The organism is Pontibacter pudoricolor (assembly GCF_010092985.1).
In the GTDB taxonomy this organism is placed as follows: domain Bacteria; phylum Bacteroidota; class Bacteroidia; order Cytophagales; family Hymenobacteraceae; genus Pontibacter; species Pontibacter pudoricolor.
This window is the reverse complement of record NZ_CP048106.1, coordinates 2,896,707-2,918,086: the sequence shown is the minus strand read 5'-3', so window position 1 is coordinate 2,918,086 and position 21,380 is coordinate 2,896,707. Positions and strand designations below refer to the sequence as shown.

Below are 21,380 nucleotides of genomic sequence, written 5' to 3'. Positions count from 1 at the left end.
AGGTTAAGCCTATGCTAAAGGCCACAAAGATACTTACAGGATGACAAAAAAGGAGAATGAAACGACCCTGCCATTCGAAGTGACGAGAAACAGCAACTATAAAACTATAGAACCCGGAAATTAGCAGGAGCCGTGCATAGTGTTAGGTCCAAGAAATCCTGTCAATCCTAAAATCCTTCAAACCCTGATTCAGACAAAAAAAGCCCTGCAGTATCTAAAAACTGCAGGGCTTTTAATCTTATGTCCTATGTCAAACAGTCCTTTGTCAGGCGCTCAACCAGAGAGTTTATACTTTAACAGCCACACCGATCATCTCACGAACAGTACGCTCAATGTCTTCCGGGGCAAAACCGGCTTCACGGTGTAATTCAAGCTGTGAGCCATGCTCGTAAATGGTGTCTGCCATGCCTAAGCGCTTTACTTGAGAACTATAGCCGTTATCAACCATAAACTCCAGCACGGCACTTCCGAAACCACCCTGCAGGCAGCCATCTTCAACGGTTATTACTTTGCTGTATTTCGAGAAAATGTGGTGCAGCAATTCTTCATCAAGCGGCTTGGCAAAACGCATATCATAGTGGCCTGGGGTTATGCCATCGAAGCTCAGTTTTTTGCAAACATCCACAGCATAGTTACCAATATGGCCAAACGTTAGGATTGCTACTTCCTCGCCTTCCTGCACAGTGCGGCCTTTTCCAATCTGGATTACCTCCAGCGGGGTGCGCCAGTTCGGCATAACACCTTCGCCGCGCGGGTAGCGGATCGTAAACGGACCTGCGCCCTCTTGTGTAGCAGTATACATCAGGTTACGCAGTTCCTGTTCGTTCATCGGGGCAGATACCACCATGTTCGGGATGCAGCGCATATAGGCAATGTCGTAAGCACCGTGGTGTGTCGGGCCGTCGGCACCAGCAAAACCGGCTCTGTCCAGGCAGAAAACTACCGGTAGGTTCTGTAAACATACATCGTGCACTACCTGGTCGTAGCCGCGCTGCATAAACGTGCTATAAATGTTGCAGAACGGGATCATGCCTTGGGTGGCTAAGCCAGCAGAGAAGGTAACAGCATGTTGTTCGGCAATACCCACGTCGAAGGCGCGATCCGGCATGGCTTCCATCATAATGTTAAGCGAGCAACCCGATGGCATGGCAGGCGTTACCCCCATAATTTTAGGGTTCTGCTCGGCCAGCTCCACTATCGTATGGCCAAATACATCCTGATACTTCGGTGGCTGCGGCTTGTCGTAGTGCGTTTTATAGATCTCTCCTGTAATCTTATCAAACAGACCCGGCGCGTGCCATTTGGTCTGGTCTTTCTCGGCAAGGGCAAAGCCTTTGCCTTTGGTGGTAATGCAGTGCAGTATTTTCGGACCCGGTATATGCTTCAGGTCTTCCATTACAGATATCAGGTGGTTAATATCGTGACCATCAATCGGGCCGAAGTAACGGAATTTAAGGCCTTCGAAAAGGTTGCTTTGCTTTAAGATAGATGCTTTAATGCCACTCTCTATTTTAGAAGCAATGTGCTGTGCGTTCGGCCCAAACTTGCTGATCTTGCCCAGTATGTTCCAGATCTCGTCGCGAACCTTGTTGTAAGTGCGGGAGGTGGTTATGTCGGTTAAATATTCTTTCAGAGCGCCCACGTTCGGGTCGATGCTCATGCAGTTGTCGTTCAGAACTACCAGCAGGTTGGCATTGGTTGCGCCCGCATGGTTCAGGGCTTCAAACGCCATACCGCCTGTCATGGCGCCATCGCCGATAACAGCAATGTGGTGGCGGTCGTTTTCCTGCTTATACTGCGAGGCAACAGCCATACCCAGTGCCGCCGAAATAGACGTGCTGGAGTGGCCTACGCCAAAGGTATCGTATTCGCTTTCTTTTCGTTTCGGGAAACCGGAGATGCCGCCGTACTTGCGGTTGGTATGAAACACATCGCGGCGGCCAGTGAGAATTTTATGGCCATATGCCTGATGGCCTACATCCCAGACAAGTTGGTCGTAAGGTGTGTTAAACACATAGTGTAGTGCTGTTGTGATCTCAACTACCCCTAAACTAGCACCAAAGTGCCCGCCATGTATCGACACTACATCAATAATAAACTGCCTTAATTCCTGCGTAACCTGTAACATCTGCTCTGGCTTCAGCTTTCGCAGGTCTTCAGGCGTGTTTATGGAGGAAAGCAACTCTCCGGGTTTAATGATCATACGATTCTCTTTATAGACCTTCAACAATTTATTTTGTTAAAAGTTTGCTGGCGATAAAATTGTAAACGTCCGGGCAAAACGTAAAATTAATAAAAAACTACGAACGAATTACCCGCCTGCTTATTTTCATGTCCGGAGTAATCAAATTTTATACCGGAATGCCTGCAGGGTGCTGCAGAACTATAGTTGCCGGGTTAGGGTTAGTTAAATTATACGCTTTGGCGGAGCCTGTAGTGGCTGGCTATAAACTGGGAGTTACATCAAATCAGGCAAAAATGTTTAAATTTGTTATTCGTTAGGCGCGTGGCGCTGCAGCAAAAACTAAAGTAAAGTGAGTTTCGAGATAAAATTACCGTTGTTTGAGGGGCCGTTCGACCTGCTGCTTTTTTTTATTGAGCGCGATGAGCTGGACATACACGATATTCCGATCTTCCAGATCACGAATGAGTTTATGAGCTACATACGGCAACTGGAGCAACTGAACATTGAAGTAGCCAGCGATTTTATATTGACGGCTGCCACGCTGATGCGTATTAAGGCTAAAATGCTGCTGCCCCGCACCGAGAAAGACGAAGAAGGCAACGAAATTGACCCGCGCCAGGAACTGGTACAGCACCTGCTGGAGTATAAAAAATATAAAAGTGCGGTGCCGGCCTTATCAGAAATGGAAGACCTGCGCCTTGCCCAGGAAAACCGCGGCAACATACACGACGAGTTACAGGTAATTGCCAACGCCAACAATTTTGAGTACGAGCTGCAGGACCTGAACCTCTACAAACTGATGCGGGTGTTTGATAAGGTAATGAACCGCTACGAAGCTGAGCAGAACCGCCCGAAGCATACTGTTATCCAATACCCGTATACGATAGAAGGCCAGCGTAATGTAATTCTAAAACTGGTGACGGAGCGCCAGCGCACTACTTTTTCAGAGGTAATAAGCCAGTTTCCGGATAAAATAGGAATGATCTTTAATTTTCTGGCAATACTGGATATGCTGCAGCTAAACCTGATCGGGATTGAAGTAGGCGAAGGATTTAATGATTTTACAATAACTATAGCCGAAGGGCAGGCTGCCCAGGTTACACAACTGCTGGTTGAGTAGTTTTTTAAACACCGTAAACAGAAGAAAGCCAGCACACCTGCATGGATCAGAACCAAAAAACCATACTTAAAAGTTTTAGCCCGGTAAAGGTATTAATACCTGTAGTGCTGGGCCTGGGTGCTACCGCCTGGTTGTTTATAAAAGATGATAAGCTGGGTGACCTGGCCAGTATAGCCGATGCCAATATGTGGTGGCTGGCGGCGGCGCTATTAGTGCTTCTTATCCGCGACTTCGGGTACATTTACCGCATCCGTGCCCTTACCGATAAATTCCTGACCTGGCGTAACAGCCTGGATGTGATCATGCTCTGGGAGTTTGCTTCGGCAGTTACCCCATCGGTTGTAGGCGGTACCACGGTGGCCACCATTATCCTGAACAAAGAAGGAATTCCGCTGGGCAAATCGCTGGCGTATGTGATGCTGACGGCCGTGCTGGATAACATGTTCTTTATTCTGGCAGCCCCGATTGCACTGCTGGCCACACAAGGCGAAGTGTTCCCGACCTTTGGCCTGGACCCTTCGGACATCAGCAAACTGAAGTGGGCATTTTATGTGAGCTATAGTTTGATCGCGCTCTATACTTTCCTGATGATCTATGCTTTATTTGTAAGGCCGCGGGCATTTAAATGGCTGTTGCTGAAGATCACATCCATTAAGTTTTTGCGTAAGTGGCGCGTACAGGCATTTCAGCATGGCAACGAGATCATCTGGGCATCGCAGCAGCTGAGAGGTAAAAATACCGCTTACTGGAGCAAAGCCATCCTTTCTACCATTTTTGTGTGGTGCGCCCGTTACTTCCTGCTCAACTGCCTGATCGCGGCTTTTGTAGATGTAAGTTTAAGCGAACACATGCTTATTATCTCCCGCAACCTGATCTTCTGGATTGTAATGCTGATCGCTATTACGCCAGGTGGAGCAGGTATAGTTGAAATGGCCTTCCCTAGCTTCTTTGGCCTGTTCCTGGGTGGTTTCAGTAATGTGGTGGTCATGTTGTACCGTTTAATCACTTACTATCCTTATCTCATACTGGGTTCTATCTTTCTTCCAAAGTGGATTGCCAAGGTGTTTGGCCGCAGCGCGGTGGAGAAGCAGGAGTTTGTTTCTGAAATCAGAAGATAGTTTAGGATTCCATAGTTAAGAAAAAACAGCACAGGTTCGTATTTGTGCTGCTTTTTTGGTTGCTCATGGTTTTGCTAAGTCATTCCTAGCGTCAGGCAAGAGAAGTTAATCGTCCTTTAGTTCTGCTTTTGTCATTTCGACGTCAGGAGAAATCTGAGTTTTATAGTTTGCAATAGTTGCAACCTTAACCAAGCCTTTCTTTCATATCTACCTTTAATCCTGGGAGCTTTACTCACCTATAGTTCCAATCCAGCTTTGGTGCCCTCACGGCCGGGAGGCCCCGTCTTCGGGCATCGCGCTGCTGCTTTCTTGCTACCCTCGTTCCTCAGGTTGCCTAGCGGCACCGCAACAAAGCAAAGGCGCTCAACCCAAAGACTGAAATCAGTTCGATAGCTATAGTTGCTATAGTTTGAACCGGTAAGCTTCGAGATTTATCGTGGTGGTAGTTCCGTAGGGACAGGTCGCGACCTGTCCGATCTTAGGCTACAACTATAGAACTACAACTTAAACTATAGCAGTGGCAGAAACCGCCCCCTTGAGGGCAGCGCCGTTTCATTCTTTAATTCGCCCTCGCTCGCGTCCCGCGAGTGTGAATTACATAGTGGCGTCCCGCCACTTGTGCCTTAGGCACAGGTTAAAGCGGCCAGAGTCCGCAGGTAACTCACACTCGCGGGACGCGAGCGAGGGCATTAAAGAGGTTGATTTTTATAGGATCGGCCCTGCCCTTGAGGAGACTATAGGGGTGTCAAAACAGTAACTATAAAACAACACCCTCAACTATAGCAACAACAGAAAATCCCCTCTCGGGAGGGGCAGGGGTGGGTTAAAACAGCAACTATAGAACTATAACCTAAACTATATCAAAGGCTGTAAAGCTCCTTCCCTGTTATTAGGGGAAGGCTGGGAAGGGGTAAAACGCCAACTATAAAACTATAGCCTCCAACTATGGCAAAAGCGGAATTACATCCCAAGAGGGTATATTAACTTTACCAGATATTTCCCGACACCGGAATAACAAAACAAGACTCCTTTCATTAACAGAGCGGTAATAAGCTGCCACCTTTAATTATTAAATCATCATTACTCCCGTACCTTTGCAACTGAACTGTAAATGCAGACCATGAAAGTTATAGTAGTTGGCGGCGGAATTGGTGGGTTGTGCGCAGCTCTCGCGTTGCAGAAGCAGGGCATCGAAACTATAGTTTACGAAGCCGCTCCGGAACTGAAACCCGTTGGGGCAGGCGTTGGCCTGGCAGCTAATGCCATTCAGGGCCTGGCAAGTCTAGGCGTTTCTGATGCCGTAATTGCCCGGGGCAAGGAGCTGGAAGCGCTTACCATCTTCGACGAACATGATCACATCATTACCAACCAGGACACACGCCCGCTAAGCAAAAAGTATGGCATCAGCAATTTTGTGATACACCGCGCCGATTTGCATGATGTGCTGGCCCAAAACCTGAAACCAGGTACGCTACAGCTCAACAAACGCTGCCAGACTATTAATCAGCAAAACAACCGGGTGCTGGTAACTTTTACCGATGGCACGCAAACTATAGCCGACCTCCTGATTGCGGCAGATGGTATCAATTCTGTGATCCGGCAGCATCTTTTACCTGAAAGCAAGCCGCGTTATGCCGGTTATACCTGCTGGCGTGGTGTTATCCAAAATCCAGGTGTAACTATAAACCACATGATATCCGCGGAAACATGGGCACCACAGGGCAGGGTTGGTATGGCTTCTCTTCCCGGTAACCGAATTTACTGGTACGCCTGCATTAACGCCCCCGAAAACGACCCGCGTATGCGCCAGATGACGCCTGCACAACTGGCAGCGCATTTTACAGGGGTACATAAGCCCGTACAGCAAGTGCTGGCAGCTACCAGACCCGATCAGCTTATCTGGGGAGACATTGCCGACCTGAAACCCTTGAAAAAGTTTGTTTATAACCGTATGGTTTTGCTCGGAGATGCTGCGCATGCCACCACGCCCAATATGGGTCAGGGGGCCTGCCAGGCGATAGAAGATGCCGTAGTGCTGGGGCAATGCCTGGCGCAACACGCAACTATAGTTTCAGCTTTAGCTAACTATGAAAAGCGCAGACTAGCCCGCACTGCAAAAGTGATCCGGTTATCCAGAATGCTGGGCTGGGTATCGCAGTGGGAGAATCCTTTGCTGGTAAAGGTGCGCAATGCTGTTTTCAGGGCTACGCCGGCCTTTATAACACAGCAGCAAATGGAAGACCTGTACCGTGTGGATTTTTAGATTCGACTGAAATTACTTTACCTTCGCCTGCTAGTCCGTATTATCAATTATGAAAAAGAATCTGCTGTTGCTGCTTATAGTTTTCGCTTTTGCAGGATGCTCCAAGAGTGACGATGAATTATTAAACAAACTCCGGACTGAAGTTGAAAAAGAAGCCGGCAAAACAGGCTACCACACCGTTTCGATGGAGAGCCTCACAGACTTTGATTGGGATGTGATGTACTTTTTTGCGGGCGAAACAGACGTGAAGGAAATAGAAGGCCAGATCGGGTTTAAGTGGGACGGAAGCGCAATACCCGGCGGACACAACAGGCTGCTTTTTGTGCACCAGAACCAGGTGGTAAACTATATAGACTATAACGTAGAAGAATTTCCGTTGCGCGTATTTGGCTGCAACCAGGATAGGTGGATTTACCCGCACAACCGCAGCACGTTTGCGACTTTTAAATACTGCCAGAACGGGGAGGAAGTGTATGCCTTTATACCAGAGTCTTGCCTGGAAAACATCCGGGAGCTGATGGCACTGAAGTGTAAAGAAACGGCAGAATAAGAAAGGTTTATTTAGCTATAGTTGATTCCGGGCTCGACTTGCACAGCTTCCAATGAATCAACTTTTCGTCGCGGTTTATTTCCTGCATTCCCATTTTTTCCAGCACCCTGGCCGATGGTATATTATCTAACAGGCACCTTGCGGTAATGGACTCTACACCTGGTTGCCTGAATGCCCAGCTTGCCAGACCTTTTGCTACTTCCAGACCATAGCCGTTATGCTGCGCCTGTGTTATAATAGCATACCCAAGATCCACTTCACCGTTCTCGTTTGGCAGGCCTTTAAAACCGGCATCGCCAATTACGGTCATGCTGTACCTGTGCACCACCATATACGACTCAAAACCGCTTGGCTCCGGTACCAGTTCCAGGTTCCTGATGATCTTCGGGAAGGTATCTATGGCTTCCTGATCGGGCCAGTATGGGGTAAGCTGCAGACCAAGTTCCGGAAGGATTCTTGTATCGTCTGCCATTAGCTTTTTTGTGATCTCTGATGTGAAGGGGATCAGTATAAGCCGTTCAGTATGGATGGGTTGGGCAGGCATTTTATGTTAGGCCTGTGAGTTGGTCGGTTTTTTAAGAGATGAATATCTGAAGAAGAAAAGTAGCGGACCAATAACCGGCAGAAACAGTGTTCCAATGAGCCACACAAGCTTATTTGTGGCATCAAGCCTTTTTGTCACCAATATCATTATCCAGGAGATCAGAAATAAAGGCAATCCTGAAAATATGACCATCTGCCAGAATATTAAGCCAATGTCGGGTGTTACTGTTTCCATAGGGGTTTATTTTAGGGTTTAAAGCTATAGTTGTATTTTGTTTTACGGGCAGAGCAGAAAACTATTTAATTATTTTGCTCTGGATAAAGCCTGTTTCAGTTCGGTTAAATCATCAGCATAAGCGCAGAGAGTGCCATCCTTGTTGATAACTATGTATGATGGAAGATTAAGCACTACATACTTGTGGAAGAAATTCGTGCTGCTGGCTACAATTGGATACGGAACACTTACCTTTTGTGTAAATTCAGAAATTTCATCTGCTGAACTATGGCTAAGAATAATAGGTGCTATATTATCCCTTTTCAGCGAGGTTTTCAATGTGTTTTCATAAGCCATGAAAACCTTTTGTGAAGCAAATGGCTCTTTAAAAGCCATGTTAAAGTACAATACAATTATTTTTCCTTTCAGCTGTGCAGACTCAATCTTCTCACCGGATGTAGTTTCAAAAATAAATGCAGGGAAAGGTGAGTTTGGTTGTGGGCGTAGACTTGGGTCTAATTTGGTAGTTCCATTACCATCAGGCTCATATAAGATAGTAGTTACCTCCCCTCTTTCATTATATTCACTCTGAAAACTTACACGAGGATTTTTTCTAATGATGGCAAGAAAGTCATCGTAGGTCATTCTCTCTCCGGTGTGCCTATTGAAATAAGCTATACTCTCATCAAGTTTAAAGCTGGTTTTAACGGGCGATTGAGCAAAACTGCAAATACTGACTGACGCAAGAAAGATAGTAAGGGTTAAAGTTCTAAGTTGTTTCATAACATTCAGATATATTCGGATAGCACAATATAAAATAATTTCATGAATTTTTTGAGTGAGCAACATCACAACCAACAAAAAACGGGGACCAAGAAGTCCCCGTCAGCTAGCTTCTAGATTTAGAAGTCCGGAAGAGCGATAAGTTATAGTTGCCAGTGCAGTTGTTACCTACACAAGTTCATGCTTTACCAGATACTCGGCAATTTGCACGGCATTGGTAGCAGCGCCTTTGCGCAGGTTATCGGCAACTATCCACATATTTACCGTGCGGGGCTGGGTCTCATCTAAGCGTACGCGGCCAACCAACACGTCGTCTTTCCCGTGGGCATCTTTCGGCATCGGGTACTGCAGGTTTTTCACGTCGTCTACTACCTTTACGCCTTCGGTTTCGCCTAAAATGCGGTAAACTTCATCCAGCGTAAAATCTCTCTCAAATTCCACGTTCACCGACTCCGAGTGGCCCCCCATTACCGGAATGCGCACTGCGGTAGCAGTAACCCGGATAGAATCGTCACCCATGATCTTCTTGGTTTCCAGGATCATCTTCATTTCCTCTTTGGTGTAACCGTTGTCTGTGAACACGTCAATATGCGGCAACACGTTCAGGTCGATCGGGTATGGATAAGCCATCTCGCCTTCTTTGCCGGCACGCTCGTTCATAAGCTGCTCCACCGCCTTTACGCCCGTGCCTGTTACCGACTGGTAGGTACTTACCACAATACGCTTCGCCTTCAGCTCTTCGTGCAGCTTGTTCAGGGCCACCACCATTTGTATTGTAGAGCAGTTTGGGTTAGCGATTATCTTATCTTCTTTGGTCAGTTCTTTGGCGTTAATTTCCGGTACTACCAGCTTTTTGGTAGGGTCCATGCGCCACGCCGACGAGTTGTCCACGACAACAGTACCTACTTCGGCAAATTTTGGAGCCCACTCGGTAGAGGTGCTTCCGCCGGCAGAGAAAATGGCAATGTTCGGGGCAGCCGCGATCGCGTTCTGCATCCCGATAACCTTTATCTGTTTACCCTTAAACTCCATCTGTTTACCAACAGATCTCTCAGAAGCAACCAACATCAACTCTGTTACCGGGAAGTTACGCTCCGCCAGTACTTTCAAAATTTCGCCGCCTACCAATCCGGTGGCGCCTACTACTGCTACTTTCATTTAGGGTATGTATTTAATTGTTTAATTGCTGATTGTTAAATTGTTAAAGGCTTGATTGCTGAATTGTTATTTGTCAGAATCAGGATTTGCAGGATGAAAGGAATAGCAGGATTATAACGTTCTAACTTCCAGCCTCTCTAACTTTTTAACTCTTAAACTCTCTAACTCTCAATCTCTTTAACTAACTGATCCGCCTCCCGTAATAGTTCTAAAACTATAGAAGCGTCAGGTGTTTTGGGCGTGCCGGTCGGGCCGTCGGGCTTTCGCCTGTACTCCTCGCTACCGCTGCGGGGTGCCGGCTCTATCCCTCACGCGGGTGCAAATTACGTAAGTTTTTACCACAATTTCTGTGCATGAAACAAACTTTACTCGCTATACTTCTGCTACTTCCGTTTTGGGCACACAGTCAGCTACAGGAAAGTTTTGCTGACGGCAACATAACCCAAAGCCCAACCTGGACCGGCGATGCAGGCAGTTTTACAGTTAACGCGCAACACCAACTGCAAAGCAACGGCACGGCTGTAACCGGAACTGTACTGCAGCTTGTCACACCGTCGCAGGCTATAGTGGGCACCACCTGGGAGTTCTGGGTAAACCTGAAACTGGCAACCTCCTCTACCAACTACACCGACATTTACCTGACCGCTGACAATCCAGACCTGAAAGGCGCGAACACGAACGGGTACTTTGTGCGCATCGGCAACACCACCGACGAAGTGAGCCTGTACCGCAAAGATGCCGGCAAAACTGCTATAGTACTTATTAACGGGCAGGACAAAACCGTGGCAACTACCAACAACCTGGTGCGCGTGCGTGTAACCCGAACGATTGAGCATGAGTGGGAGCTAAGCATAGACGTAACAGGCACAGGCCAAAATTACATAAGCCAGGGCACAGCTACCGATGCCACGCATAAGCGCTCGTCCTACTTCGGTGTGCTGGTGCACTATACTTCGGCAAACAACAAAAACTTTTACTTCGATGATTTTAAAATTACTGATACGCACTTGCCTGTGTTGGACGAACTTAAAACGATAACCACACAGGAGCTTATAGTACAGTTTAACGAGCCGCTGCAACCGGAGCAGGCCCAAACTATAGCTAACTATACTCTGAACGGAACAATAAGACCAACTATAGCTGAACTCACAGAAGCTGGCACTGTGCGCCTGGTTTTCGGGCAGGGCTTTAGTATCGGCAGCAACACGCTAACTATAGCCAACCTGCAGGACTTATACGGCAACACGCTAAGTAACCCCATTGCCCGCACCTTTAACTTTATACCGCCAGCTGTGCTGCCAAACTACAACGAGCTCTTAATTACTGAAATTATGGCCGATGAAAGTCCGGCGGTTGGCTTGCCTGCACAGGAGTACATTGAGCTTTATAACGTTACAACAAACAAGGTACTTAGCCTGCAGGGCATTAAACTGTCGGATGTCACTGCAACCACAACCTTACCAAATGTGCATCTGCTGCCCGGTGAGTATGCTGTAGTAGTACCCAACACACAGGTGGCCAGTTTTACACAATTCGGTAAAGTTATCGGCATCAGCAATTTTCCGGGCCTGAATAACAGCGGCGAACTATTACAGCTGCGGCAACCTAACGGCAAACTTATTTATGCGGTTAACTATAGCGATGCCTGGTATAAGAACAGTGCCAAACGCGAAGGTGGCTGGAGCCTGGAGATGATAGACTTTACCAATCCCTGTGCCGGTGCTGAGAACTGGACAGCATCTGTCGACCCGCGCGGCGGTACACCGGCACAACCGAACTCTGTTGCAGAATCTATACCTGATAACACACCCCCAACTATAGTGAGCGCTTCCGCTATTTCAGCAGCGCAGGTTCTGCTTAAATTTAACGAACGCCTTGATAGCACACAGGCTGCAACTATAGCCAACTATAGCATTAGCCCAACTATAGCTGTAACCGGTGTGCAGGTGCAGGGCCCGCTGTTTACAGATGTTATACTTACGCTCGGCAGCCCTCTACAGGAAAAACAATTGTATACTTTAACTACTACTGGCATCACCGACTGTACCGGCAACCTGGGCAGTCAGCCGCAAACTATAACATTCGCACTTCCTTCGGCCCCCGATCCCGGCGATGTGGTCATTAACGAAGTCCTGTTTAACCCGAGGCCCAATGGGGTAGACTTTGTAGAACTGGTAAACCGCAGCGACAAATACATCGACCTGAAAAACTGGCAACTTGGCAATGCCGCCGGCGATACGATCAGCAACCTTAAAACTATAGCTACAGCCAACCATGTGCTGGCGCCCGGCCAGTACGTAGTGCTTACCTCCAACCCCGAAAACATCAAAGCCAATTATCCAGCTGCCAACCATAAAGGTTTTCTGCAGATGAGTAGCCTTCCCAGTTATCCCGACGATGCCGGAACTATAGTTGTGCTGCAGCCGGACAAACGAGTGGCCGATCGTTTCAGCTATAGTTCGGAAATGCATTTCGCACTGCTTGATGATGTCAATGGAGTGTCGCTGGAACGCATTCGGTTAGATGGCGAAACTATAGCCAACAATTTCCATTCGGCGGCTACAACTATAGGGGCCACACCGGGCTATAAAAATTCGCAGTCGCGGGATGGCGCAGCGGCGCAGCAGGCTTTTAAAGTAGAGCCACAGGTTTTCTCGCCGGACGGCGATGGGTTTGAAGACTTTACAACTATAAACTATAACACAAGCCAGGCTGGCCTAACCGTGAACATCACCGTTTTTGATGCACAGGGCCGTGAAATTCACAAACTGGTGCGCAATGAGCTGTTGGCAGAAAACGGTTTTTTCAGGTGGGACGGACTGAAACAGGACGGCTCCAAAGCGGCTATCGGGTACTATATTTTCTACATCGAGCTTTTCGGGATGAACGGCGAGAAAAGTGTACACAAAGAGAAAGTAGTGGTGGGTGGTAGGTTATAAGGATGTAATAATCTATGAGTTGGATCAAGACTTTTCTTCCATAGCATTTTCTAATCCTGGGAGCTCTACTTACCTATCGTTCTATAGTTTGCTTTGGTGCCCTCACGGCCGGGAGGCCCCGTCTTGGGGGTAGGGGCCCTCGATAAGGGCATCGCGCTGCGCGAATCTCTTTTGCTCGTGCCTCGCAATGCCTGGCGGCACCAGACATTCACAAGGCGCTCAACCCAAAGACTGCGATCAGTTCGATAGCAATTTCTATAGTTTATCTTAACAGCTATAGTTGCATCGCCTTATCGTGGTGGAATTTCCGTAGGGACAGGTCGCGACCTGTCCGCTCGACAGGCTGTAACTATAGGACCATAACTCAAACTATAGAAAAACTCGGATTTCTCCCGCAGGTCGAAATGACAGCTTGAAAATCCGTAGAAGAAAAGTCCACCTTTGAAGGGTAGGGGATGACAAACGGAAACTATAAAACAAAAAACTAAACTATAGCAACAGCCGCAATTCCCCTCTTGGGAGGGGTAGGGGTGGGTTAAAACAGTAACTATAAAACTGTAGCCTAAACTATAGAAACATATAAGCTCTCCCTCTCCTGTTTTTAGGTGAGGGCTGGGGTGAGGTAAAAAATTCCCTATTGAGAGGGGTAAGGGTATGTTATTTTCCCTCACCTAATATTGTGACAAAAACAACAATCAACTATTCAACAATCACCAATTAATCCCTTAACTTGCGCCACTTTTTTCTGTAATTCAGAGGTATACGCTGGTGGAGAATATATTTTACCTGTGCCTGTTTGCGTTTATGGCAGGCTTTATTGATTCGGTGGTAGGTGGAGGTGGCCTGATACAGTTGCCGGCCTTACTGGTGTTTTTGCCGGGCGTGCCCTTGCCAACGGCTTTTGGTACGGGCAAGTTTGCAGGCATAGCGGGCACAACCTCGGCTATGGTAAAGTATGTGCGCAGCGTTAAGATCAATTACTGGGCTATCGTTCCGGCAGCGGGGGCAGCTTTTGTGTTCTCGTTTCTGGGAGCCCGCGCGCTGAGCCACATCGATGCTGACCTGCTTAAACCGCTGATCCTGGTCCTGTTGATTTTAGTGGCGATCTACACGTTCATTAAAAAAGACTTCGGTTCGCTGCACGCGCCAAAACTTACGCACAAAAAGGAGAAACTATACGGACTGCTGATAGGAGCCGCAATAGGCTTTTACGATGGCTTTTTCGGCCCCGGAACAGGCAGTTTCCTCATCTTTATCTTTATCGGGCTGTTCGGGTTTAACTTTTTAGCAGCCTCTGCGGCGGCCAAGGTGGTAAATGTGGCTACCAACCTGTCGGCACTGGGGTACTTTATGTACAAGGGGCATGTGTTGTACGAGGTAGCTGTCCCAATGGCAATTTGCAGTATCATCGGGTCGCAACTGGGCACGCGTACTGCCCTTAGACGTGGCGTTGGCTTTGTGCGGGTGCTGTTCCTTATAGTTGTAACCGGCATCATCATAAAATTTGCTTATGATACCTACGGCACCGGTGGCTCCGACTTTAAAAAGCTGAGCACCGCTCTACAGGAGTGGGTTATCCGGAAAAGCTAATCGCTAACTATAGCCAGACCTTTCATTTTAGGGCATGAACCAACTATAGGCAGCTAAACCCTTTAGAATTAATAGAACTTACATTTCAGCAATTAGCCGTACCTTTGTATGTTGGTTACGCCGTAAGTATAGGCGGGCCACGTATAGATACTACGAGCATGAAGTTTGAAGATTACCGCATTTCCGACGAGATAAAGAGAAGCCTGAGCAAGCTGGGTTTCAGAAAGCCAACCGACATCCAGTTCAAAGCCATTCCACCCATTATGAAAGGGGAGGATGTGCTGGCCATTGCTCAGACCGGTACCGGTAAAACGGCTGCATTTGCTATTCCGGTTCTCGACAGGCTGCAATACAGCAAGAACCGCCGCCGCGACGATGGAATTAAATGCGTTGTGATGGTGCCTACCCGCGAACTGGCCCTACAGATAACCGAAGTGTTTAACGAAATTGGCCAGGGCACCCGTGTAAATACATTCTGTGTGTTTGGTGGTGTGGAGCAGGGACCGCAGATCGCGAAGCTGGAAGAAGGAATTGATATACTGGTTGCTACACCGGGCCGTTTATTTGACCTTGTAAGCCAGGGGTATATTAAGCTGCACCGCGTAGAAGTGCTGGTGCTGGATGAAGCCGACCACATGCTGGACCTTGGGTTTATACACGATATTCGCCAGCTAATTGCAAAGTTGCCCCGCCAGCGCCAGACGCTGTTCTTCTCAGCTACCATCAACGAAAAGATAAAAGAACTGGCCTACTCGCTGGTTAACAAGCCCGTTCGTATCCAGATATCGCCAAAAGACCCGGTAGCCAAAAACGTAGACCACTCGGTGATGTACGTGGATATGGATGACAAGCGCTTTTTCCTGGAGCGTGTGGTAAACGAACATCCTGATAAAAAAATACTGGCTTTTGTACGTACCAAAGTGCGTGCCGAGCGTGTAGTTGCCGCCATGGACAGAGTTGGTATAAAAGCCATCAGCATACACGGAGGCAAAGAGCAGAAAGACCGCACCGAAGTAATGCGCCAGTTTAAAAAAGGAGAAGTAAAGCTGCTGATTGCTACCGATGTAAGTGCGCGCGGCATTGACATACCAAGCGTGGACTATGTAGTGAACTATGATCTGCCGGAGCAGCCGGAAAACTATGTACACCGCGTGGGCCGTACGGGCCGCGGCACCGAAAAAGGAATTGCCGTGAGTTTCTGCGCGCCCGAGGAAAAGCCTATTCTGGATGAGATACAGGAGTACCTGACCAAAGACATAAAAGTGCTCTCAATTGATAGAGAAGACTACGAAGCAACTATAGATTTTAGCCCTGCTGCTACCTACGACTGGAAATCGCTGATAAAAGAAGCGGAAGAAACCGAAGGAAAGATAAAAGCTGCCAAAGCTAAAAAGGCAAAGGCCAAAGCAAAGAAAAAGAAGTAAGCTATAGTTACCATCTCCGGAAAGCCTGTGCAGATTAGTTCTGTACAGGCTTTTTGGGTATTGACTGTTGCGCGTCCTGCCTCATTCTATAGTTATCCTGCAGTTTGTAAGGTACGAATTCAGGTACTCGGTACTCAATTAAAAAGCGTATTGTGCGATTTACGGTTTTTAATTGCACTTCCTTAGACAGATTTCGTATAATATATTATGTAAAAACTATAAATGTGCAGTGTTTTATTGCACTTAAATAGAAAGGAGGACGTGATGAGAAGAAATAGAAGAAGCCCTACGGAAGGACTTTTTTACAACACAGGCATTATGTATGACAGAACCATGGGTGATGGCATTTACGTAAGCAGGAGCTACACAGACTCGTTGCAGGAGCCTATGTTAGAAGAAGAGCGCAAGCTGCATAAAAAAGAAGAGGAAGAAAAAAACAGAGTGCAACAAACCCCGAAGCAAAATCTGAAATCTAATACTAGTCCGGGCGCTGGGCCCAAACAGAGTTGCTTATAGTTTACCTGTATGTTAATTTTCTACGGTAGCAACGAGTACGCTGCCAACCAAAAACCACCCTGTAAGTTAACCGAGTGGTTTTGGCTTTAATAGGTCTCTGTAGTTCACACCGAAGTAGCAGGTTTAACTGCACAAATCCATTTTTATCGTTTTTGGTTTCCGTTGCCCGCACCATACTTTCGCTGGCGGCCGGTGCAAATAGTGGCATGCCTTTACCAAACACAACAGGTAAATAAGTAAGTATGATCTCATCAATCAGTCCGGCATTAAGAAGCAGCGTGTTAAGCTGGCCGCCTCTAATAAGCCATATAGTTTTACCTGTTTCCTGTTTTAGTTGTTTTACAAAGCCTGTGGCGTTGCGGGTTACAAACTGTACATATTCTGTAGCCGGGTGCTCAGAGTGGCTGAATACGTAGTTTGTTTCACCAGGGTAGTATCAATCGTTTGTATAAAATCGCTGTAACCAAAATCCTCACCTGCTATTGTGTGCCTTTTGTTTTTAAGCCAGTCAATGCATTTGTCGGCTCGGGCAATGTAGCCATCCAGGCTGGCAGTAATAATATACTATCCGTTTTCTCATAGCTCAGGTAGTTTATTGGTTGCTGATAAACAGTAAACTATAGGTTAAGCGGCCTCTTCAGTGGGAGGAGTTATAGTTCGGACAAGTACTTTGTCCACGCGGCTGGCATCCATATCCACTACTTCAAGCTCATGCGTGCGTAACGTTATGGTGTCGCCTACTTTCGGTATTTTAGAGAGTGTGTAAAGTATAAATCCGCCTAGGGTTGCATAGCGCTCCGGGTGGTCCTGTATCAGTTCCAGTCCCAATTCGCGGTTTAGCTCGCGCACCAGCATAGCGCCGTTTACAAGATAAGAGCCATCTTCGCGGCGGAAAAGCTCCGGGTCACTGCTTTCATCAACATCGGGCAGGTCGCCAACTATAGCTTCCATAATGTCGTGCAGGGTTATCAGGCCTTCTACGGCTCCAAACTCGTTCACTACCAGTGCCAGGTACTGCTTTTTGCGCTGGAACATTTTCAGCGTTTTCATGGCATACATCGATTCCGACACAAACAGCGGTGGCTTCAGTACATCTTGTAGCGGTACGCCCTGCTTATCTACCTGTTCAAAATAATCCTTTACAGCAAGCACACCCACTATATTGTCAGGAGAGCCTTTGCCAACCGGGAATTTGGTATGCGCGCTCTGAAGGATGATCTGGTGGAGTTCGGCAAGGGGGCGGTTTATGTCGAGCCATTCTACGTCGGTGCGGTAGGTCATCAGGCTGCGGTTGCGTTGCTCGTACAGGTAAAAAAGGTTGTCGTGCAGGCGCTCTTCCTCTTTTTCGAGCACGCCTTCGCGGCCGGCCACTTTTATCAGGTGGCGCAGTTCTTCTTCTGTAAGCGATGCCCCGGCTTTATCCTGTTTAATGCCCAGCAGTTTTATAGCCAGGTTAGTAGAGCCCGATAGTAACTTAACCAGCGGAAACGTGAATTTTGTAAAAACCTTGATGATGGGGGCTACTGCCAGGGCAATGCGTTCAGGGTTATTAAGTGCAATTGTTTTTGGTATGAGTTCGCCAATAACGATCGTAACATATGTGATCAGGCCAACTATAACCACTATAGAAATTTCCTGGGCATATGGTGCCAGCGCAGCTATACTGGCTACTACCGGCGTAAATTTCTCTGAAAGGGCTGCGCCACCGTACGCACCCGCCACAATACTGATCAGGGTAATGCCCACCTGCACCGACGACAGAAAATTCTCAGGCTCATCAAGTAATTTTAGCACATCTTTGGCGCTGCTGCTGCCCTGTGCGGCTTTCTGCTCTATCCGGCTCCGTTTCACTGATACCAGCGCAATCTCGGACAAGGCAAAAAAACCATTTAATAAAGTAAGAATAAGAATAATGATGATCTCCATAGTTGTTGGGTAGCAGCGTCTCAGGCTGAAAGGTGGGTTTATTCTGACTGCAAATATATTGATTTGCGGTATCAGGTATAGTCTTGCAGCTCTTTTTTAGCGCAGCCATTGTACCCGATTGCCTGGTTTACAGGGCACCAGCGTACCATGCCGGTCAGTATCGGGATGATACCTAAAGCGGCCAGAAATTTCGTGTTATAGTATGCGCCAATTCCTATCAGAGTCAGCCCTGCCAGCACACGCAACTTCTGCTCTTTCATTCCAACATTACATTCCATAGCTTTCCGTTTTAAGTTGATGATTTATATTTACGAAGCTGGCGCAGCTTTGTCGTCTTTCGCCTTTTTTAAAGTTTTAATGTAGGCGATCAGGTTGTCGAGCTCATCGTCTGAAATAACCTGTTCTTTAAAAGCCGGCATTACACCAAGCCCGTGCCGTATCTGGAAGCGTATCAGAAATCCCGGTAGTGGCTTGTCGTTAAAAGACGGTGCCAGGCCAGCTTCACCTCCCGGATGGCATTTGGTACAATAGGTATTAAAAACAACCTGGCCCTGTGCAACAGCCGGCTCCGAAACGTTAACGGGAGCATAAGCAGGTTCGCCGCGTTTGGCAGTGCCGCAGGCAATTAAAAAAAGGCAGAGCAGTAATGTGTAGAGCAGTGTTTTCATAGGTTATAGTTTAGCGTGTGGTGCGGGTAACTTTCCAGATCACTCCGGTGTTTTTCTGTGGGGTAGTTTTGCTGTCTTCCACATGCATCACACCAAAATCCACGATGTAGAGTGCGGTGCCGTCCGGCGAGAACTTTACAGCTACCGGGCGCTCCAGGCCACCTTTTTTTAACATAGATGCCGGTGCATTTTTCGTCCCTTTATTCACTGCAAAATCCGTAATAACCCCGTTCTCAACATTTACCCGAACAACTTTAAAGCCAACAGGAGCCATTACTTTGCCCACATTAGGCGCCATATCACCGAACTGTGCCACAAAAGCTTCGCCGGTGTGCCCGAAAGATGCGGAAGTAGAAAAATCCAGGCCGTTTGAGGAAGAATGAACGCCCAGCGTTGCGGCTGGATGCGGCGGTTTGGCAGGGTGTTGGGCCAATATTGGCTTTGGCGCTTCTTTGGAAGGCGTTCGAAACCTGTCTCCGTTAAAAGCCAGGCCACCTGAAAAATCAGGCCAGCCGTACCATTGCCCTTGCTGTACCTGCCACAAATAATCGCCGACTCCCCAAACCGACCGGCTGCCACGTTCGTCGTACCCGTTATCGGTTACATATAAACTGCCGTTTGGTGCAAAAGCCAGCCCAAACGGGTTCCGGAAACCCCAGGCAACCAGCTCCATAGTACCGCCATCTGCACCCATGCGAAGTACAGCGCCCGAACAGGGTATTGCGCCTGGTACTACCTGCCCGTCTTTAACAGCAGTGCCGTAACGCTGATAGGCGCCGGTAGTCATGGGTTGTTTTGTTTCAGGATGGGTGCTTGTAAAGTTTTGTCCGGTTATGGTTATGTCCTGGCAGGGAATGTCGTGAAAATTGGGGTTACGCTTTAGCCAGCCCATATTATAGTTGTCGGGACCTACTACGCCGGAGTTTGTAGCAGTGCCGATACCGAAGTATAGCTTGCCATCGGGACCCACAGCCGGGCCGTTTGTATGGTGGTCGCCCATGCTGGGCAGGTTCTCTACTAACGCAGTTATCGTTCCGTCTGGTGTGATCTTCAGAATTTTGCCGCCTGTTTTCTGGCCTCCTTCCGCTACATAAAAGTTGCCGTTATGGTGCGTAATGCCTGTCCAGGGGCCATTCAGTTCTCCGGTTGCAACTATAGTTTTACTGCCGCCCGGGGCAACCCGCATCAGCTTCGGCTCCAGGAACTCTTCTCCATACGAATAACCTGCTTCTATCACATATACCTGTCCGGCATCGTCAAATGCAACATCCGTCGGGAAGGTAAGTTCGCTGGCTATTACTTCTGCCTTATAACCGGCCGGGAGGTCGATGTCTGAAGCATTTAAAAGCCTGTTTGCGGTAAGGTTGGTTCCCTCGGCACCACCGTTTGAGGAACGCATGCGGTAGCACCCGGCTACAGATACGAACAGAAGAAAGATCAGGCTCAGACGTAAAAATAGCTGCATTTTGAATATTAATTTATTTTGTTAATATTTAATGAATTATAGTTGGTTACGCTTCTGGATCATTTTAAGTTAATGATGTTTAAAGCTATAAGTCGTGCTGTTACAGCCGGGTGGCATAGCCTGTATATGCCGGAGGCAATGGCATGGGTAGCTGCTTTGCTGGCGATGGCCCTGATGGAGCCCGGTGAGGCGCATTTGTTTAGCTTTTGCCCCTTCAGTTATGTGCTGGAGTGGTGCCCGGGCTGCGGATTGGGGCATTCCATTGCGTGGCTGTTCCGGGGCGAGGTTGCAGCGTCGTGGCAGGCGCATCCGTTAGGTGCTCCGGCAGTGCTTTTACTCAGCTTTAGAAGTGGGAGACTGTTTTACATGCATTACCGGAATCAAAAGAGCGAACTATAGTTTTTACGTGCCAGACTAATCTAAACCATCTATACTATGTCAAGAATACTCGATCTGATGCCCGAACTGGAGCCGGATGAATTACAATTTGTGCAGCAAATGCTGGGCGATATGCCGTATGCCGAAATGCAGCAGTTTGCCAATATTTACCGCGCCCGCCGCAAAAAACCGCAGGAAGTACTTATCCTTATTATAGTTGGCTTCTTCCTGATAGCTGGCTTACAGCGCTTTTACCTGGGCCAGATCGGGATGGGGCTGCTATACCTTTTTACAGGTGGCCTTTGCTTTATCGGCACCATCCTGGATCTTATAAACTATAAGCGCCTGACCTACGAGTTTAATGTTAAAGAGGCACAGACAGTTAAAGCCATGTTAAGGTATTAACGGAGTTGAAACTATAGTTAAAAAGCGCAACTGGTGTATTCCGGATGCGCTTTTTGTTATGTGTCTTAAAGTTCAGGATACGTTTCTGATTTGTCATTCCGGACAGCTGTTGAAATCTGGAATCTATAGTTAAGT

At 47.7% G+C, this 21,380-nt stretch carries 20 protein-coding genes; 10 read left to right on the top strand and 10 right to left on the bottom strand.

Going from position 1 to position 21,380, the window contains the following annotated elements; all coding sequences use genetic code 11:
• Positions 1-286: 286 nt before the first annotated feature.
• Complete coding sequence (dxs, locus tag GSQ66_RS12580; protein ID WP_162427795.1) at positions 287-2,203, bottom strand: 1-deoxy-D-xylulose-5-phosphate synthase; 1,917 nt, start codon at positions 2,201-2,203, stop codon at positions 287-289.
• A gap of 331 nt (positions 2,204-2,534) precedes the next feature.
• Here dxs and GSQ66_RS12575 point away from each other — a divergent pair, with 331 nt between their 5' ends.
• The 4 genes from GSQ66_RS12575 (at position 2,535) to GSQ66_RS12560 (ending at position 7,236) form a co-directional block, all read left to right on the top strand.
• Entirely contained in the window at positions 2,535-3,305 is a 771-nt protein-coding gene (locus GSQ66_RS12575; RefSeq protein ID WP_202923345.1) for a segregation and condensation protein A, read from the top strand.
• Positions 3,306-3,346: 41 nt separating this feature from the next.
• Positions 3,347-4,423, top strand: coding sequence for a lysylphosphatidylglycerol synthase transmembrane domain-containing protein (locus GSQ66_RS12570; RefSeq protein ID WP_162427794.1), 1,077 nt, complete (start codon positions 3,347-3,349; stop codon positions 4,421-4,423).
• A 1,111-nt stretch (positions 4,424-5,534) separates the two neighbouring features.
• Positions 5,535-6,686 (top strand): FAD-dependent monooxygenase, encoded by a 1,152-nt coding sequence (locus tag GSQ66_RS12565; protein ID WP_238395669.1) that lies wholly within the window; start codon positions 5,535-5,537, stop codon positions 6,684-6,686.
• Positions 6,687-6,735: 49 nt separating this feature from the next.
• Complete coding sequence (locus GSQ66_RS12560) at positions 6,736-7,236, top strand: hypothetical protein (protein WP_162427793.1); 501 nt, start codon at positions 6,736-6,738, stop codon at positions 7,234-7,236.
• A 7-nt stretch (positions 7,237-7,243) separates the two neighbouring features.
• Here GSQ66_RS12560 and GSQ66_RS12555 read toward each other — a convergent pair whose 3' ends face one another.
• From GSQ66_RS12555 to GSQ66_RS12540, 4 genes are all read right to left on the bottom strand, one after another.
• Positions 7,244-7,708 (bottom strand): GNAT family N-acetyltransferase, encoded by a 465-nt coding sequence (locus tag GSQ66_RS12555; RefSeq protein ID WP_238395668.1) that lies wholly within the window; start codon positions 7,706-7,708, stop codon positions 7,244-7,246.
• 78 nt (positions 7,709-7,786) lie between these two features.
• Positions 7,787-8,014: a PLDc N-terminal domain-containing protein gene (locus tag GSQ66_RS12550; RefSeq protein WP_162427791.1), complete on the bottom strand. Its 228-nt coding sequence runs from the start codon at positions 8,012-8,014 to the stop codon at positions 7,787-7,789.
• Positions 8,015-8,083: 69 nt separating this feature from the next.
• On the bottom strand, positions 8,084-8,638 hold the full coding sequence (locus tag GSQ66_RS12545) for a peroxiredoxin family protein (RefSeq protein ID WP_162427790.1): 555 nt from the start codon (positions 8,636-8,638) through the stop codon (positions 8,084-8,086).
• Between the two features lie 306 nt (positions 8,639-8,944).
• Positions 8,945-9,934, bottom strand: a complete 990-nt coding sequence (locus GSQ66_RS12540; protein ID WP_162427789.1) for an aspartate-semialdehyde dehydrogenase — start codon at positions 9,932-9,934, stop codon at positions 8,945-8,947.
• Positions 9,935-10,287: 353 nt separating this feature from the next.
• Between GSQ66_RS12540 and GSQ66_RS12535 the strand changes: the two genes are divergently transcribed.
• The 4 genes from GSQ66_RS12535 to GSQ66_RS12520 all read left to right on the top strand — a co-directional run bounded on the left by GSQ66_RS12535 (position 10,288) and on the right by GSQ66_RS12520 (position 16,403).
• Positions 10,288-12,873 (top strand): lamin tail domain-containing protein, encoded by a 2,586-nt coding sequence (locus tag GSQ66_RS12535; RefSeq protein WP_162427788.1) that lies wholly within the window; start codon positions 10,288-10,290, stop codon positions 12,871-12,873.
• A gap of 768 nt (positions 12,874-13,641) precedes the next feature.
• Positions 13,642-14,463 carry a sulfite exporter TauE/SafE family protein gene (locus GSQ66_RS12530; protein WP_162427787.1) on the top strand — a complete coding sequence of 274 codons (822 nt, stop codon included), beginning with the start codon at positions 13,642-13,644 and terminating at the stop codon, positions 14,461-14,463.
• Positions 14,464-14,621: 158 nt separating this feature from the next.
• Positions 14,622-15,887, top strand: a complete 1,266-nt coding sequence (locus tag GSQ66_RS12525) for a DEAD/DEAH box helicase (RefSeq protein ID WP_162427786.1) — start codon at positions 14,622-14,624, stop codon at positions 15,885-15,887.
• A 264-nt stretch (positions 15,888-16,151) separates the two neighbouring features.
• On the top strand, positions 16,152-16,403 hold the full coding sequence (locus GSQ66_RS12520; protein ID WP_162427785.1) for a hypothetical protein: 252 nt from the start codon (positions 16,152-16,154) through the stop codon (positions 16,401-16,403).
• A 1-nt stretch (position 16,404) separates the two neighbouring features.
• Here the strand turns inward: GSQ66_RS12520 and GSQ66_RS18980 are convergent, their stop codons facing one another.
• The 5 genes from GSQ66_RS18980 to GSQ66_RS12495 form a co-directional block, all read right to left on the bottom strand.
• Complete coding sequence (locus GSQ66_RS18980; RefSeq protein ID WP_238395898.1) at positions 16,405-16,704, bottom strand: dihydrofolate reductase family protein; 300 nt, start codon at positions 16,702-16,704, stop codon at positions 16,405-16,407.
• A 323-nt stretch (positions 16,705-17,027) separates the two neighbouring features.
• Complete coding sequence (locus GSQ66_RS12510) at positions 17,028-18,329, bottom strand: hemolysin family protein (RefSeq protein ID WP_162427784.1); 1,302 nt, start codon at positions 18,327-18,329, stop codon at positions 17,028-17,030.
• 71 nt (positions 18,330-18,400) lie between these two features.
• Complete coding sequence (locus GSQ66_RS12505) at positions 18,401-18,607, bottom strand: YgaP family membrane protein (protein WP_162427783.1); 207 nt, start codon at positions 18,605-18,607, stop codon at positions 18,401-18,403.
• A gap of 30 nt (positions 18,608-18,637) precedes the next feature.
• Complete coding sequence (locus GSQ66_RS12500; protein WP_162427782.1) at positions 18,638-18,997, bottom strand: c-type cytochrome; 360 nt, start codon at positions 18,995-18,997, stop codon at positions 18,638-18,640.
• A gap of 10 nt (positions 18,998-19,007) precedes the next feature.
• On the bottom strand, positions 19,008-20,462 hold the full coding sequence (locus tag GSQ66_RS12495; protein WP_162427781.1) for a PQQ-dependent sugar dehydrogenase: 1,455 nt from the start codon (positions 20,460-20,462) through the stop codon (positions 19,008-19,010).
• Positions 20,463-20,534: 72 nt separating this feature from the next.
• Here GSQ66_RS12495 and GSQ66_RS12490 point away from each other — a divergent pair, with 72 nt between their 5' ends.
• Positions 20,535-20,861, top strand: a complete 327-nt coding sequence (locus GSQ66_RS12490; protein ID WP_238395667.1) for a DUF2752 domain-containing protein — start codon at positions 20,535-20,537, stop codon at positions 20,859-20,861.
• Between the two features lie 36 nt (positions 20,862-20,897).
• On the top strand, positions 20,898-21,245 hold the full coding sequence (locus GSQ66_RS12485) for a TM2 domain-containing protein (protein ID WP_162427780.1): 348 nt from the start codon (positions 20,898-20,900) through the stop codon (positions 21,243-21,245).
• The last annotated feature ends 135 nt before the right edge of the window (positions 21,246-21,380 follow it).